At 64.1% G+C, this 15,437-nt stretch carries 8 protein-coding genes and 1 riboswitch; of the genes, 4 read left to right on the top strand and 4 right to left on the bottom strand.

Annotated elements, in window-relative coordinates; genetic code table 11:
- Positions 1 to 18: 18 nt before the first annotated feature.
- Entirely contained in the window at positions 19 to 1,356 is a 1,338-nt protein-coding gene (locus HS961_RS16535; protein WP_182323847.1) for a citrate synthase family protein, read from the bottom strand.
- Positions 1,357 to 1,468: 112 nt separating this feature from the next.
- Here HS961_RS16535 and HS961_RS16530 point away from each other — a divergent pair, with 112 nt between their 5' ends.
- Both HS961_RS16530 and aroC read left to right on the top strand, forming a co-directional pair.
- On the top strand, positions 1,469 to 2,947 hold the full coding sequence (locus HS961_RS16530; protein WP_238347631.1) for a CoA transferase: 1,479 nt from the start codon (positions 1,469 to 1,471) through the stop codon (positions 2,945 to 2,947).
- Positions 2,948 to 2,995: 48 nt separating this feature from the next.
- Positions 2,996 to 4,099: a chorismate synthase gene (gene aroC, locus HS961_RS16525; protein WP_182323843.1), complete on the top strand. Its 1,104-nt coding sequence runs from the start codon at positions 2,996 to 2,998 to the stop codon at positions 4,097 to 4,099.
- A gap of 84 nt (positions 4,100 to 4,183) precedes the next feature.
- On the opposite strand, the gene nrdR is transcribed toward aroC, so the two are convergent.
- The 3 genes from nrdR to HS961_RS16510 all read right to left on the bottom strand — a co-directional run bounded on the left by nrdR (position 4,184) and on the right by HS961_RS16510 (position 7,254).
- Positions 4,184 to 4,675 carry a transcriptional regulator NrdR gene (gene nrdR, locus HS961_RS16520; protein ID WP_182323841.1) on the bottom strand — a complete coding sequence of 164 codons (492 nt, stop codon included), beginning with the start codon at positions 4,673 to 4,675 and terminating at the stop codon, positions 4,184 to 4,186.
- 20 nt (positions 4,676 to 4,695) lie between these two features.
- A complete protein-coding gene (gene glyA, locus HS961_RS16515; RefSeq protein ID WP_182323839.1) occupies positions 4,696 to 5,940 on the bottom strand; it encodes a serine hydroxymethyltransferase in 1,245 nt (414 codons plus the stop codon).
- Between the two features lie 57 nt (positions 5,941 to 5,997).
- Positions 5,998 to 6,160: riboswitch (ZMP/ZTP riboswitch) on the bottom strand.
- Positions 6,161 to 6,285: 125 nt separating this feature from the next.
- Positions 6,286 to 7,254 carry a lytic transglycosylase domain-containing protein gene (locus tag HS961_RS16510; RefSeq protein ID WP_182323836.1) on the bottom strand — a complete coding sequence of 323 codons (969 nt, stop codon included), beginning with the start codon at positions 7,252 to 7,254 and terminating at the stop codon, positions 6,286 to 6,288.
- A gap of 1,244 nt (positions 7,255 to 8,498) precedes the next feature.
- Here HS961_RS16510 and HS961_RS16505 point away from each other — a divergent pair.
- Together HS961_RS16505 and HS961_RS16500 are read left to right on the top strand one after the other, a co-directional pair.
- Positions 8,499 to 12,386 carry a DUF748 domain-containing protein gene (locus HS961_RS16505; protein WP_182323834.1) on the top strand — a complete coding sequence of 1,296 codons (3,888 nt, stop codon included), beginning with the start codon at positions 8,499 to 8,501 and terminating at the stop codon, positions 12,384 to 12,386.
- Positions 12,387 to 12,621: 235 nt separating this feature from the next.
- Positions 12,622 to 15,396 carry a DUF349 domain-containing protein gene (locus HS961_RS16500; protein WP_182323832.1) on the top strand — a complete coding sequence of 925 codons (2,775 nt, stop codon included), beginning with the start codon at positions 12,622 to 12,624 and terminating at the stop codon, positions 15,394 to 15,396.
- The last annotated feature ends 41 nt before the right edge of the window (positions 15,397 to 15,437 follow it).

Here is a 15,437-nt window from a genome sequence, read left to right as displayed (position 1 = left end):
CCTGTTGCTTGGCTTCGCTCAGAAACGGATGATGCGTCCGGGGATGCTGACGGGGGTGTTGCCCGTGGCGCCCGTGGCCTCAGTCTGGATATCCGTTTCAGCCAGCAGGCCGACATACTGCGCCCGGGGCCTTATCAGCTGGCCGCTGTCGCGCTGCTCCAGCGCATGGGCCAACCAGCCTGCCGTGCGGCCCAGCGCAAACAGCACAAAGGCGGCGCCCGACGGCAGGCCCAGCCCGCGCTGGATGGCAACCAGCGCATAGTCCAGGCTGGGGTGCAAACCGGTTTGGCGGTGAACTGCCGCCAGCAAGGCACCGCGGCCCGCATCGGCAGGCAGCAGACTCAGCAGGCGCTGGCTGCGCGGGTCGCCGGCCGGGTAGAGCGGGTGGCCAAAGCCCGCGCAGTAATGCGGGCTGCCGTTGATGCGGGTATCGGCCAGCAACTGGGCGAGCGATGGCGGCAGGCTGCCGTCGGCCTGCGGCGCCGCATGCCAGTCGTCCCAGTGCTGGTCGATCACCGCCGTCATTCCCCCGTGCAGGGGGCCACTGAGTGCCGCCAGGCCTGCGCCCAGGCTGGCATGCAGGCTGGCGCCTGTGGACGCCACCACCCGTGCGGCAAAGCTGGAGGCATTGAGCTCATGGTCGGCACAGAGCACCAGAGCCTGGCGCAAGCTGTTTTCGCCCGCTGCATCCTGCTGCCAGAGGGCTGCGAGTTGCTGGTGGATAAGCAGTTCGGCCAGGGGCGGAGCAGCCTCCGGGGGCGGCGGCAGCCCCGTCAGCACCCACAGCATGTGCTGCAGCAGCGGCTGGGCCCCGCCGGGGTGGGTTAGCGCAGGCTCGCTGGTGGGCCGACTGTGCCAGGCGCTCAGTGCCTCGGCGGGCGGTCGGGGTGTCGGCACTCGCTGTGCTGGCGCTGCCGTGGTGGGTGGCATGGAAGGTGGCTTGTGGGCGCTGAATGATGCATCCCCTACGGGTAAGCCCAACAGCAGCGCGGCCGTCTCTTCCAGGCTGGCGAGCTGCGCCCATTGCAGCGCATCGCGGCCCCGGTACGTCAGCCGGCCTTGGCTGACCTGGGTGATGGCGGAGCGCAGCACCGGCGTGCCCCAGTCCAAGGTGGAACGGGCCAGCTGCGCGGGGTTGCGCACGGTGTGCCGCTGGCGTGCCAGGCGCTGCACATCCAGGCGGGCATAGACATGGCCGCGCAAGCCTGGTTGGCTGTGCGCCCGCAACAAGCCCCGGCTCACATAGGCGTAGAGGCTGGCGCGCTGCACACCCAGCATTGCAGCGGCCTGCTGGCTGTTGAGCCAGGGGCTGTCGTCTTCGGAAGGCGGGGTGGGTGCGGGGCGTTCAGAAACCATGGGGCATGCTACTGCAGTGCGGGCTATATAGCAGGTGTACTGGCCCAATCAAGATTGACCCGAGATGGCGGCAGGTATGCAATGGCAGCCATGTGCCCACCAGGAGAACGCCTTGCCAACCACTAACAACAACACCGCCGCCACCAGTCACCACCTGGCGCAGCAGCCGCTGTATGCCGCTATACAGGCCAGCGTACAAACGCTGTGGCAGCAAGCAGGCCTGCCAGCGCCGTCCCTGGGCGAGGGCAGCTTGGCACTTAGCGGCGATGGCGGTGCCTACCCTTCCAGCTTTTGCCTGGACGTGGCGGCACCTGCGGCTTTAGCCGCTAGCGGCCTGGCCAGCGCCTTGATTGCCCAGCACCGCCAGCAGCAAGCCATGCCCCAGGTGGTTCTGGATGTGGGCCAGGTGCTGGCCGAGTGCAGCGGCTACTTCACGCTGGATGGCCGCCAGCCTGCGCAATGGGCCCCCATCTCGGGGCTGTATGCCTGCGGCGCCGATGTGGGCCAGCCGGGCTGGCTGCGCATCCATGCCAATTTTGCGCACCACCGCGATGGCGTACTGCAGCTGCTGGGCCTGCCCACGGGAGCGGACACCTCGCGCCAAGCGGTGGCCGATGCGCTCAAAGGCTGGACGGCGCAGGCGGTGGAAGAGCGCGCTGCAGCGCTGGGCCTGGTGGTGGCGGCAGCGCGCAGCCCGGAGGCCTGGCAGGCGCACCCCCAAAGTGCAGCGGTGGCAGCGCAGCCCTTGGTGTCCATCACCCAGCTGGACAGCGACCACCCCGCCGCCCCGCGTGATTGGCCTGCGCCTGCCCAGCACCGGCCCCTGGATGGCCTGCGCGTGCTGGACCTGACCCGCATTTTGGCTGGCCCGGTAGCAGCACGCAGCCTGGCAGCGCAGGGCGCCGATGTGCTGATGCTCAATGGGCCGGGCCTGCCCAATATCGAGGCCATTGCCGATATGAGCCGGGGCAAGCGTTCGGCCTTGCTGGATCTGAAAACCCCAGCAGGCCAGACAACCATGACCGATTTGCTGGGCCAGGCCCATGTGCTGCTGCAAGGTTACAGGCCTGGCGCATTGGATGCGCTGGGGCTTGACCCGCAGTCTGTCGCCCGGCAGCGGCCCGGTATCGTATATGCCAGACTGTCCGCCTATGGGCGCAGCGGCCCCTGGGCCGACCGGCGTGGCTTTGATTCGCTGGTGCAGACGGTCTGCGGCATCAACGTGGCCGAGGGCCAGGCATTTGGCAGCGAGGGACTGCGGGCGCTGCCGCTGCAGATTCTGGACTACAGCGCGGGCTTTTTGCTGGCCTTTGGCATCCAGGCTGCTCTGTACCGGCAGGCGACGGTGGGCGGCAGCTGGCATGTGCAGGTGTCGCTGGCGCGGGTGGCGCAGTGGCTGCAGGCGATGGGGCAGCGGCCGGTAGCCGCTGCTTCAGCACAAACCGTCGTGCCGCCGGAGGCCTATCTGGAAGCAATGGACACCGGCTTTGGCCGCCTGCTTGCCGTGCGCCACAGAGCGGTGCTGCAGGGTCTGCCCAGTGGCTGGCCCCATGCCGGGCAGCCGCCCGGTAGCGACCAGCCCCGCTGGTGAGCCCTGCGGGGCTGTGTGGGGCGCTGGCATCAGTGATAATGGCGGGCTATGAGCGGCAATACCTTCGGCACCCTGTTTACTGTTACCAACTTTGGCGAATCCCACGGCCCGGCGATTGGCTGCGTGATTGACGGCTGCCCGCCCGGCATGGCGTTGAGCGAGGCAGATATCCAGCAGGATCTGGACCGCCGCCGCCCCGGCACCAGCAAGTTTGTCACCCAGCGCAATGAGCCCGACAGCGTGGAGATTCTCTCCGGCGTCTACGAGGGCAAGACGACGGGAACGCCGATTGCGCTGCTGATCCGCAATACGGACCAGCGCAGCAAGGACTACTCCAATATTGCGCAGAGCTTTCGCCCAGGGCATGCCGACTATGCCTACTGGCACAAATACGGCATCCGGGACCCGCGTGGAGGCGGTCGCTCCTCGGCCCGCCTGACGGCGCCCACCGTGGCCGCTGGTGCGGTAGCCAAGAAGTGGCTGAAAGAGAAGTTCGGCACCGAGTTCCGCGCCTGCATGCTGCAGGTGGGCGAAGTGGCCCTGCCGTTTGAGGACTGGGCGCATGTGCCCCACAACCCGTTTTTTGCGCCGGTGGCCGATGTGACCCGCTATGAAGACTATATGGATGCGCTGCGCAAGGCAGGCGATTCTTGTGGCGCGCTGATCCGTGTGCAGGCCAGCGGCGTGCCCGTCGGCCTGGGCGAGCCGCTGTACGACAAGCTCGACGCCGATATCGCCTACGCGATGATGGGCCTCAATGCCGTCAAGGCGGTGGAGATTGGTGCCGGCTTTGACAGCGTGGGCCAGCGTGGTACCACGCATGGCGATTCGCTCAGCCCCCAAGGCTTTCGCAGCAACAATGCCGGCGGCATTCTGGGCGGCATCAGCACCGGGCAGGACATCGAGATCCGCATTGCCATCAAGCCGACCAGCTCGATCATCAGCCCGCGCGAGTCCATCGATACCGAGGGCAACAGCACCGAGGTCATCACCAAGGGCCGGCACGACCCCTGCGTGGGCATCCGCGCCGCACCGATTGCCGAGGCCTTGCTGGCGATGGTGCTGATGGACCATGCACTGCGCCACCGCGCCCAGAACAGCGATGTGGTGCTGTCAGTGGGCCCGATTGCTGCTGAGGCACCGCAAGACTGACAAGGTGCAGGTTGGCTGGCTCCGTGGCTGGCCCCCCAATAAAAATGCGAACCCTGGGGTTCGCTTTTTGCATTTTTCGTGGGCTCAGTCTTTTTTACGGACGCCGTCTTTTTTGGGCTCCGGTGGCGGGGTGGTCACCTCGTCGACGATGGACTTGAATTGGTCAATGTCCTCAAAGCTGCGGTAGACGCTGGCGTAGCGGATGTAGGCCACCTTGTCGAGCTTTTGCAGCTCGGCCATGACCAGCTCGCCGATCAGATGGGTCTGCACCTCGCGGGCGCCCAAGGTGCGCAGCTTGTCTTCGACATGCTCCAGCGCCATGTCCACCTTGTCGATGGATACAGGGCGCTTGCGCAACGCCAGGCTGAAGGAGCCGCGCAGCTTGCTGCGGTCGTAGTCGATGCGCCGGCCATCCTTTTTAACGATCACCGGCAAGCTGACTTCGGGCCGCTCATAGGTGGTGAAGCGCTTTTCGCAGTTACCGCACTGGCGCCTGCGCCGTACAAAGCCGCCGTCTTCTGCAACACGGGTCTCCACCACCTGGGTGTCGGGGTGGCTGCAGAAGGGGCATTTCATAGGCGCGGGCGCGAGTCAGATTAGCGGTAGACGGGGAAGCGGGCGGTCAGGGCGTTGACCTTGGCGCGCACGGCAGCGATATTGGCCTCGTCACGCGGGTTGTCCAGCACGTCGGCGATCAGGTTGGCGGTCAGGCGCGCTTCTTCGTCCTTGAAACCACGGGTGGTCATCGCAGGCGTACCGATACGGATACCGCTGGTGACCATCGGCTTTTCCGGGTCGTTGGGGATGGAGTTCTTGTTGATCGTCATGTGGGCAGCGCCCAGCACGGCTTCGGCTTCCTTGCCGGTGATGCCCTTGGCGCGCAGATCGACCAGCATCAAGTGGCTTTGGGTGCCGCCGGAAATGATGCGCAGGCCGCGCTCGGTCAAGGTTTCAGCGACGATGCGGGCGTTGGTCTTGACTTGCTGGGCGTAGGTCTTGAACTCAGGCGCCAGCGCTTCCTTGAAGGCCACGGCCTTGGCTGCGATCACGTGCATCAGCGGGCCGCCTTGCAGGCCGGGGAACACGGCCGAGTTGATGGCCTTTTCGTGCTCGGCCTTCATCAGGATCACGCCACCACGGGGGCCGCGCAGGCTCTTGTGGGTGGTGGTGGTCACGATGTCGGCGTGGGGCACGGGGTTGGGGTACTCACCAGCGGCGATCAGGCCGGCGTAGTGGGCCATGTCTACCATGAAGATCGCGCCCACGTCCTTGGCCACCTTGGCAAAGCGGGCGAAGTCGATTTCCAGCGAGTAAGCGGATGCGCCAGCGATGATCAGCTTGGGCTTGGTCTCGTGCGCCTTCTTTTCCATGGCGTCGTAGTCCAGCTCTTCCTTGTCGTTCAGGCCGTAGGAGACGACATTGAACCACTTGCCGGAGATGTTCAGCGGCATGCCGTGGGTCAGGTGACCACCTTCGGCCAGGCTCATGCCCATGATGGTGTCGCCGGGCTTCAAGAAGGCCAGGAAGACAGCTTCATTAGCGGAGGCGCCGCAATGGGGTTGCACGTTGGCGGCATCGGCGCCGAACAGTTGCTTGACGCGGTCGATCGCGAGCTTCTCAGCGATATCGACAAATTCGCAGCCGCCGTAGTAGCGCTTGCCTGGGTAGCCTTCGGCGTACTTGTTGGTCAGCTGGGTGCCTTGGGCCCACATCACGGCGGGGGAGGCGTAGTTTTCGCTGGCGATCAGCTCGATGTGCTGCTCTTGGCGTTGGTTTTCGGCCTGGATGGCCGCAAAGAGTTCGGCGTCGGTCTGTTCGACAAGGATGTTGCGTTGGTACATGGCGGTCGTTGGAGTCAGGAGTGAGCCCTGCCTGCCAACAAAGAGGTTGGCGAAAACAGGGGCTGCCCAGGCGCACGGCTAACACGTGGCAGGTGCCTGTGGCGAATAGCTCGCCGAAGCACTGCACGGTACGCTCCCCGGTGGTTGCTGCAGGCTGGGCCTGCATTCCACGTCAACAATCCGGTCACACAGATGTCTATCGCCAGTCGCGTACCCGGCTAGTGTAGCCGAGGCAGCGCAGGCCTGGCGCTATGGGTCTATCGCGGCTGCTGGTAAAAGCCTGCAAAAACAAAAGCACCCCGCAGGGTGCTCGTGCTGAAAGCCTGAGATGGACAGGTTGGGGAATCAGGAACCCATGGCGACGGTGGTCGCCTCGGCCTTGGCAGCCGCAGGCACGGCGGTTTGCTTGTCAGCCAGGGCCACGGTCTCTGCCTTGGTGCCTGGAGTGGCACTGTTGCTAGGGGCCTTGGCCTTGTCAACCACGGTTTCCGCATTGGCCGGGGTATCCGCCTGGGCCGACAGCGAAGGCTTGGCGGCAGGTGCCTTGGGCGCATTGCCACGGCCATCGGCCACTTGCTTGATGCGGAAGTGCTCGGCCATCACCTTGGCGGCATAGCCACCGTCGGTAGGCAGGTTGGCAGCGCCCACATAGTATTTAAGGCCACCTTCGAGCGATCCAGCGCGCTGGATGCACTCCTGAAGCACCTTGACGCCCACGCGCAGGTTGGTGACAGGATCAAAGGCTGCAAAGTGGCCGCCGAAGTTCTCGTACTTGTCGGTGTGGATCTTGGTCATCACCTGCATCAGGCCTTGTGCGCCAACCGAGCTCTGCGCGAAGGGGTTGAAGCTCGATTCCACCGCCATGATGGCGAGGATCAGGGTCGGGTCCAACTTGGTTTCCTTGCCCACCAGGTAGGCTTCGGACACCAGTACCGCCAGAGGCTCGGGTGCCACGCGGTACTTTTTGGCCAGCCAGTAAGCCACAGCCGCCTGGTTGCGGGGCAACTGTTGCGGGTTGCTTGCGGTGGCGCGATCCACCGCAGCGATCATGGTGGCGTCGTCGCCCGCCAGTGCGTCGGCCTCGGTGCCAGCCAGCTCATGTGCCGGGGCGGCATGGGTACGCGCCTGCAACCAGCTGCGCAATTGCGCCTCGCCGGCATGGCGCAGGTCGGGACGCGACACCAGGGTGAGGGCGCAAAACGCCACGATCAAACCGATCAAAGCAAAACTGTTGTGTGCCACGGTCATCAGACCACGACTGATGGTGGCGCCCAAAGAGCGCACACCGGCATCCACTTGCGCGGGAGCCGTCATAGGGATTTTTCCTTTCTAAGTCCCACCACCTCCAATAGCCCGGCGGATAGCACCGGGCTGGGGTCTGGCAGGGTGAAGCCGCACTGTCCTGTGCGGTCTCCGGCAGGCTGTCTGCGTTGCAGACGGCCCTTTGTCGTTTCAAGCACGCTCTTGCGTGTCAGGGGCTACGATCAAAACACCGTGAGGGGTGTTGACTAAAAAATCAGCAATCAATGCGATGGGCTGAATTCTAGAAGCATGCTTAATACTCAGTCAACACTAACAAATATCAAAATAAGAATAAAAAGTAATAAAAAAACGTGTATAGCAATGCCATCCAGGGACCCGTCCCGGCGGAAAAAGTGCTGGTCAAGAGGGGCCGGGTGGTGGGCACAAAAAGCACCGCCCAGTTCTGCGCTTTGTAAACGGCTTTTCAGTGGATGGATAGCTTGTGTTTAATGCTTTTGAAGTCTTGATTGACATCAAGGCATTGATAAAAAGTCAATCTTTATCAATTGCTGCGTTCATTTGCTGCTCATTTTTTTTGCGGTATGCGACGCCATCTGCGCGGTAATCGCCACCGATGCCTCGACGGGGGAGTGCACGAAGGCTGTCCTGGAGCCCTTGCCGAGAGCGCAAAATACTGGCTTGATTTGGGCAAGGGCACATTCGTCATCATGCGGTCATCTGCCAGCCCGACAAGCCAGAACAAAATAGATGAAAAAACTGTATAAAAACCAGGTTAAAACTGCCAATAACCTATGAAATCTGCGGGTTTCTTGTAGTTGTACCCAGGAAAAATTATAAAGATCGCAAAAAAGCAGGCCTGAACGTTGGGTTTTTGCAGTTCCAAAGGGCAGTGGGGATGCTGAATGGCGAAAAGCATGGAGCATGCGACGCCTTTGCGCTGTACCGACTCTTGTCCGAATGGTTGGTCCGATGCATCGACGCATCGGCGAACCCGCCGGTGGATGCCAGGTTGGCCGGTCGTTTGTCTGATGGCCGCCATAGAAACGGAGTCCTTGCTCTATATATATAGAGGCACACGCTTTCTTGAGGCTGCGCCCAGTGCAATGGCCGCAGTTCCCCCGAGCAGGTGTGCAGGTGCCGCCGGCCAGCCTTTAACGATTGTGAACCCGCCTCCGATGCCGCTTTAGTGTGCTAAGCAGGCACCGCACCAGGGGCTTATGTGTGCACAATGGCGCTTGGGTCAGCCAATCGGGCCGTGTTGTGGGCCGTATGGACTCAGAGTGAGGATGGTCGCGATGCGCGAAACGCAAGAAACAAACAAGAAAAAGTCCGTCGTGCTGCGCTGGTTGCGCCGGCTGGGGTGGTGCCTGCTGGCGCTGCTGCTGCTGTGGGCCTTGTCCTGGCTGCTGCTGCCCTGGCTTTTGCGCACCCAAGGTGAAAAGCTGGGCACCGAGAAACTGGGCCGTGCCGTGCATATCGGGGCGGTGGAGTTCAGGCCCTGGTCGCTGGAGCTGACCGTGCGTGACCTGCAGATCGCAGGCACCCAGCCAGACAGCCCCGCCATGCTGGCAGTGGAGCGCATCTATATAGATGCAGACATGCAATCCGTTTTCCGCCTGGCACCGGTGCTCGATGCCATCCAGGTCGACAAGCCGGTGCTGCATCTGGCCCAGACGGCCCCCGGGCAGTTTGATTTTGACGATGTGCTGCAAAAGCTGCGCAGCCCCCAGCCAACGCCCGATGACGGCAAGACTGCACATTTTGCGCTCTACAACATTGAGCTCAAAGGGGGGCAGCTGGCATTCCGCGACGACACCGTGGGCCAGACCCATGCGCTCAATGATCTGCAACTGGGCATTCCATTTCTGAGCAATCTGGAATCCAAGCGTGAGATCAAGGTGCTGCCTCAACTGGCCTTTGTGCTGAATGGCAGCCAGTTCGCAAGCCATGCCGAGGCCACGCCCTTTGCCGATGACCGCAAGGCGGAGGCCAAATTTGCGATCAAGGACCTCGACCTCAAGCCCTATCTGGCCTATATCCCTACGTCCTTGCCCATCAAACTGGCTGCAGGTGTGCTCAATGCCGATCTGGCGCTGGCCTTTGAACAGCAGGAAAAGACGCAGGTACGCCTGAGTGGTGATCTGCATGCCACCGATGTACAGCTGCGTGACGCGGCCAACGGCGAGTTGCTGGGTTGGGAGCGGCTGGATGTGCAACTGGCCGATGTGCAGCCATTGCTGGGGCAGGTGCATATTGCCCAGCTGGCGTTGGATGGTGCGCAGCTGTCGCTCAAGCGGGGCAAGAATGGCCGACTGAGCCTGTTGGATGCTCAGGGCCAGGCGCTGCCAGGCCGTGCTGAGGAAGGGACACAGAGCGACAAGGCGGAGTCGCAACCGGCCCCATCCGAAGCGCCCGCAGAAGCGGCGAGCACCGCCAGCAGCAGCAAACCCGCATGGTCCGTGCAGGTAGATGCGCTCAAGCTCAGCCGCCTCAAGGGGGTGTGGGTGGATGAGAGCGTGCCACTGCCGGCGCGCGTGCAGCTCGATGACTTCAGCATGGAAGCACAGCACATTGCCTGGCCCTTCAAGGACCCCTTCAGTTTTGAGGGTTCGTCGGGCCTCTCGGGTGCCCAGGGTGTGCCGTCTACCGGCCGTCTGGTGTTCTCGGGCAAGGCGACCGACCAGATGGCCGAGGTGGATGTGAGCACCACGGGCCTGCCGCTGCAGCTTGGCGCTTCCTATTTGACCGGGGTGATCGAGCCCGGCCTGCTGGGCACGATCGACAGCGAGATGCACTTGAGCCGCCAGGGCACGGCGCTCAAAGTGGCGCTGGCGCAGATGCGCGTGTCCGATGTGGCCCTGCAGTGCAATAGCAAGGCCAATTGCGCACCGCCCCATGGCCCGGCCATCGGCCTCAAGGGCAAGAACAACCTGCTGGAACTGCGCCAGTTGCTGGTCAAGGATGCCGTGCTGGATACCGAAGCCCAGCAGGTCAAGCTGGGTTCGGTGCAACTGGTGGAGCCCGTGCTGGGTGTCTCGCGGGCCAAGGATGGCCGCATGATGTTTGAGGACTGGCTGGTGGCATCGCAGGCCCGTAAAGCCGATGACGAAAGCAAGCCGGCGGCCAGCAAACCCTGGGATGTGCAGCTGGACTTGATCGCCATCAAGGGTGCGCAGCTGGCCTTCCAGGATGAATCGACGGCCCGCAAGGTCGCCTTTCGCTTGACCGGTTGGGATGTCGAGCTGCGCGACTATGCGCCGCTGGCGCGCAAGGCCAAGCCCTCGCCACTCAAGCTCTCCGGCCGGATCGGCAGCGGCAGGGCCGAGCCGGGCCGTGTTGCCTACGACGGCAGTCTGGGTCTGGCGCCTTTGGCGGCGGCCGGCCGCGTGAATTTGAGCCAGTTGCCGGTCCATGCCTTTGTGCCTTATGCGGAAGCCATGCTGCCGGTGCGCCTGGTGCGGGCGGATGCCAATTTCCGGGGCACCGTGGACTACGCGCAATCGGACAAGGGACCGGTGCTGCGTGTCAAAGGCGATGCTGGGCTGGATGATGTCCGCGTACGTCCCTTGGTGGCCGCCGCTGCGCCCAGCCGCAGCGATGACGACGCCAGTGGTGCCAGTGACACAGGTCGCAAAGCGGCTGCGGCAGCGGCCAGCGGGCGTTCGGGGCCCTTGGGTTTGGGGTTGATGGGTGCGGGCGATGACCTGCTGAACTGGAAACTGCTGAGCCTGCGCGCCCTGGTTGTGGACATGGTGCCCGGCCAGCGCATGAAGGTGCAGGTCGGTGAGACGGCCTTGAGCGATTTCTATGCCCGCCTTTTGGTGCAGGAAAACGGCAAGCTCAATCTGCAGGACCTGGGTGGCAGCCGGGATGCGGCCGCTTCCGATCCGGCGGCACCTGCGGAAGGCGTGGTGGTGGAAGCATCGGGGGCTGCGGCAGTCAGCCCGCCGGCCTCGCCCGCCAGCCCCGAGCCAGCCACCGGTCCGATCATCGACATGGGCCCGATCACCTTGGCGGGCGGCAATGTCAAGTTCAGCGATCAATTTGTGCGGCCCAATTATTCGGCTGACCTGTCCGAGCTGGCCGGGCGCATGGGGGCGTTCTCGTCAGAGCCCACGGCGGGCCAGTTGCAGCTGGCCGAGTTGGAGCTGCGCGGCAAGGCCGAGGGCACGGCGTCGCTGGAGATCACCGGCCAGCTCAACCCGCTGGTCAAGCCGCTGGCGCTCAATATCCATGGCAAGGTGCGTGATCTGGAGCTGTCGCCGCTGACGCCCTACAGCATCAAATACGCCGGCCATGGCATCGAGCGCGGCAAGATGAGCGTGGATGTGCAGTACGACGTAACGCCAGAGGGCATGCTGACGGCCAGCAACAAGCTGGTGCTGAACCAGCTGACCTTTGGCGATGCGGTGGAGGGCGCGCCGGCCAGCCTGCCGGTCAAGCTGGCGGTTGCCCTGTTGGCTGACCGCAATGGCGTGATCGATCTGGACCTGCCCATCAGCGGCTCGCTCAATGATCCGCAGTTCCGCCTGGCGCCGATCATCTTCAAGGTCATCGGCAACCTGATCATGAAGGCCGTCACCTCGCCATTTGCGCTGCTATCCGGTGCCTTTGGTGGCGGCAGTGAGGCCAGCCATGTGCCTTTTGGCCCCGGCAGTGCGATGCTGGACGCTGCCAGCAAGGAGAGCCTGGACAAAGTGGCCAAAGCGCTGGAGGACCGGCCAGCACTGCAACTGACCGTGGCTGGCCAGGCCGATCTGGAGCGCGAGAAGGACGGCTGGCGCAAGGCCCGTATCAACGACTTGGTGCTGGCCCAAAAGCGCCGGGCCACGGTGCGTGCCGGCGGCAAGCCTGAGGATGTGCAGCAGGTCAGCGCTGCCGAGTACCCCGCGCTGCTCAAGGACGTGTACAAGCGCGCAGATATACAGAAGCCGCGCAACATGGTCGGCATGGCCACCGACATCCCCACCGCCGAGATGGAAACCCTGCTGCTCACCAGCATCAGCGTGCCGGACAACGCCATGCGCGAGTTGGCCTTGGCCCGGGGCGTGACCGTGCGCGACTACCTGGCCAGCAAGGGTATCAAGCTCGAACGGCTCTTTCTGGGCAATGCCAAGACGGAGGGATTTGGCGAGGTCAAGGACTGGGCGCCGCATGCGGAGCTGAGCCTGGCGCCGCGCTGAAGGCGATTTCATTGGGTATAAGACAGGAAAGGGCTGGACCGCAGGGTTCCAGCCCTTTGTTTTGGCCCCTGCCGCTGGGGAATTACCTTATAGCGATGCCCGTGTGCTTGGAGTCCTTGCCAAACCCGGTCAAAATAGCACCCTGGTGGTGAGCCCATGCCTGCCGCCCTCTTTTTTATGTGCCAATGGCTGCATCGGCTGCGATGCAGGCCGTATTTACGACTGAACTGACTCCATGTTCCCCTTTATCTCGCGCAACAAGACGCCCGAAACCCCTGAGCCAACCCCCGCACCTGCCAAGGCGGCCGCTGCACCCCATCCTCTGGATGGCGTCACCGGTGGTGCTTTTTCGGCAGCCACCTCGGGCGAGCGCGCGGCCAAGGTGCGCGAATGGCTGGGCACCAACCCTGGCGCAGAGCAGCTCCAGGAAGTGTTCAAAGAGCTGTCTGCCCGCGACAAGGGTGCTGCCAAGGCCATCCGCGAGCGCCTGGAAGAGCTGCGCCGCGCCAAAGGCCAGGAAGCCATCGCCGCCGAATGGGCAGAAAAGGCAGGCAAGCTGCTGGGCGCTTCCAAGCTGAACATTGCCGACGCACTGGCCTGGCAGCGCGATGCGGCCAAGGCCGGCGCCCCGCTGTCCAAGGAGCCCCTGGCTGCGCTGAAGATCCAGCTGGCCGACCGCATCAAAACCATTGAAGACCTGCAGCACCGCGTGCAGGTGCAGCGCGAAGCTGCCGTGCTGCTGGCCCAGCGCGTCGAAGTGCTGTCCACCAAATCGTACAAGGATGCGCAAGGCGCTGAAGCCGCTTTGGCCACCGACGTGCAGCACTGGCAAGACCAGGCTGCCGTGCTGGAAGGCGATGCCAGCTGGGGCAGCGTGGAAGCGCGCTATCCGACCATGCTGGATGCCTCCAAGTCGCAGCTGCTGGTGGTCTGGGATGCTTTCCAATCTGCGCTCAAACTGACTTTGGCTGCGGCTGAGGACGCGCAAGCAGCGCTGCCTACCGTGCCAGTCTGGGCCGATGAAATCCGCGCTGGACGTGGCCTGCCCACCGAAGCCGAGCAAGCCGCTGCCCGCGCCGCAGCCGCCAAGCCGCCTGCCGATCCGCAGGAAGCCAAGCGGGGCAAGCATGCCGTGCAAGAAGCCTTGAAGGCTCTGCAAGCCCATACGGCCGAAGGCCATGGCAAGGGCGCATCCAATGCAGCGCAGCAGTTGCGTGCTGTCCTCAAGCAACACGGCAAGCAGATCGACCAGGAGCTGGAATCGCAAGTCAATACCGCGCTGATCGCTGCGGGCGAGCTGGAAGGCTGGCAGCGCTGGAGCACGGACAAGGTGCGTGAGGAGCTGCTGGCCAAGGCCCAGGGCCTGCTCGCCCGGCCTGAAGGCCAGGAGCTGGGTGGCCGCAAGCTGCAAGAAGCACTGCGCCAATTGCGCGAGGACTGGAAGAAGGCCGACCAAAGCGGCCCTACCAACCATGCGCTGTGGAAGAAATTTGACGAAGCCTGCAACGCTGCCTACAAGCATGTCGAGGTCTGGCTGTCCAAGGTGCGCGAAGAGGGCGCCAAGCACCGCGCCGAGCGCGAGGCGCTGATCGCCGAGCTGAAGGCCTGGGTGGAAGCGCACAAGGCATCGACCGACTGGAAGCGCGTGCAGCGCGATCTGTTCCAGTTTGGCGACCGCTGGCGTGCCAGTGGCCATGTGGGTGAAAAGGCCTATGCTGAGCTGCAAGATGCCTGGAAGGCTGCGCACCATGCCGCCACCGCGCCTTTGCATGCTGCCCAAAAGGCGAGCATTGCACGCCGCGACGCGATGATTGCCCAGGCCGTAGAATTGGCCGCTGCGCCGAACTTGAACATTGACGCAGTGCGCGAGTTGCAACGCCAGTGGCAGACCGAGGCGCAGGGCGTGCCGATGGATCGCCGCCATGAGCAAAAGCTCTGGGATGCGTTCCGCAAGCCGCTGGATGAGGCCTTTGCCCGCAAGACGCAGCAGCGTGAGCGCGTGCAGCACCACATGAGCGCCCGTGACCAGGCCGTGCTCGATGCCTCCAAGGCGCTGGAAGCGGCCAACCACAGCGGTGATGCCGCCCAAATCCAGGCCGCCTTGGACGGTTTGCAGCAAGCGCTGCAGGCCCAGCAAGCGCCTGTGGAGCAAGCTCCCGCTGCTGCCCCAGCGCCCGTGGTTGCGCCAGCGGTCATTGCGGAGCCAGAGGCTGAACCTGCTGAGGCTGAGACAAATGGCGGAGCAGATGCACAAGCGCCGCAAGAAGGTACTGAGCCGCAGGCTGAGGAAGCCGCTGCCCCCGCAGCTGCGCCAGCGCCGGTTGCCAAGCCCGTCATTGCACAGCGCAGTGGCGATGACCGCCCGGGTATGCGCCGCGATGCACCGGCAGCGCCTGCAGGCCGTGGCGGCAAACCTGGTGGCGATCGCCGTGACAGCCGCGATGGCCGCGACAGCCGGGGCCCGCGTCCCGACCGGGGCCAGGAGCGCCGGGGTCCGGACGACCGCTTTGGCCGTGGTGACCGCATGGACCGTGCACCGCGCGAAGACCGTGGCCCACGCCTGGGCGATGCTGCCTTCCGTGCCCAGCGCGATGCGGTGGAACATGCCCAAGCCGCCTTGCGCAAGCTGGCCACCCAGGCCCATGGCCAGGCACTGACCCAGATGATGGATGCCTGGAGCCAGCGCAATGCCGAACTGCTGCCCAACGCCCAGGATCTGGGCCGCTTGGCCAGTGGTGCGCGCAACAGCTGGGGCCAGGCTATTGCGGCGCCTGCCGCTGGGGATGGTCGTGAAGCGATGCTGCGCCTGGAAATGGCGGCTGAAGTGCCAACGCCAGCTGAGCACATCACTGCCCGCCGTGCGCTGCAGTTGCAGCTGCTGACGCGCCGCAATGATCCGTCGCCGCAAGAGACCTGGCAGCAGGACGTGGCCAAGGTGCTGGCGTCAAGCAGCGATGAGGCAGTTGCCCGTCGCCTGCAAAATGCCTTGAAGGCGCTGCTCAAGAAGTAAGCGGCACCTGATCGCTACACCAAACGCCCTGTGCTCATCGC

It is taken from the genome of Comamonas piscis, from assembly GCF_014109725.1.
Lineage (GTDB): Bacteria > Pseudomonadota > Gammaproteobacteria > Burkholderiales > Burkholderiaceae_C > Comamonas > Comamonas piscis.
This window is presented reverse-complemented; position numbering and strand designations above follow the sequence as displayed.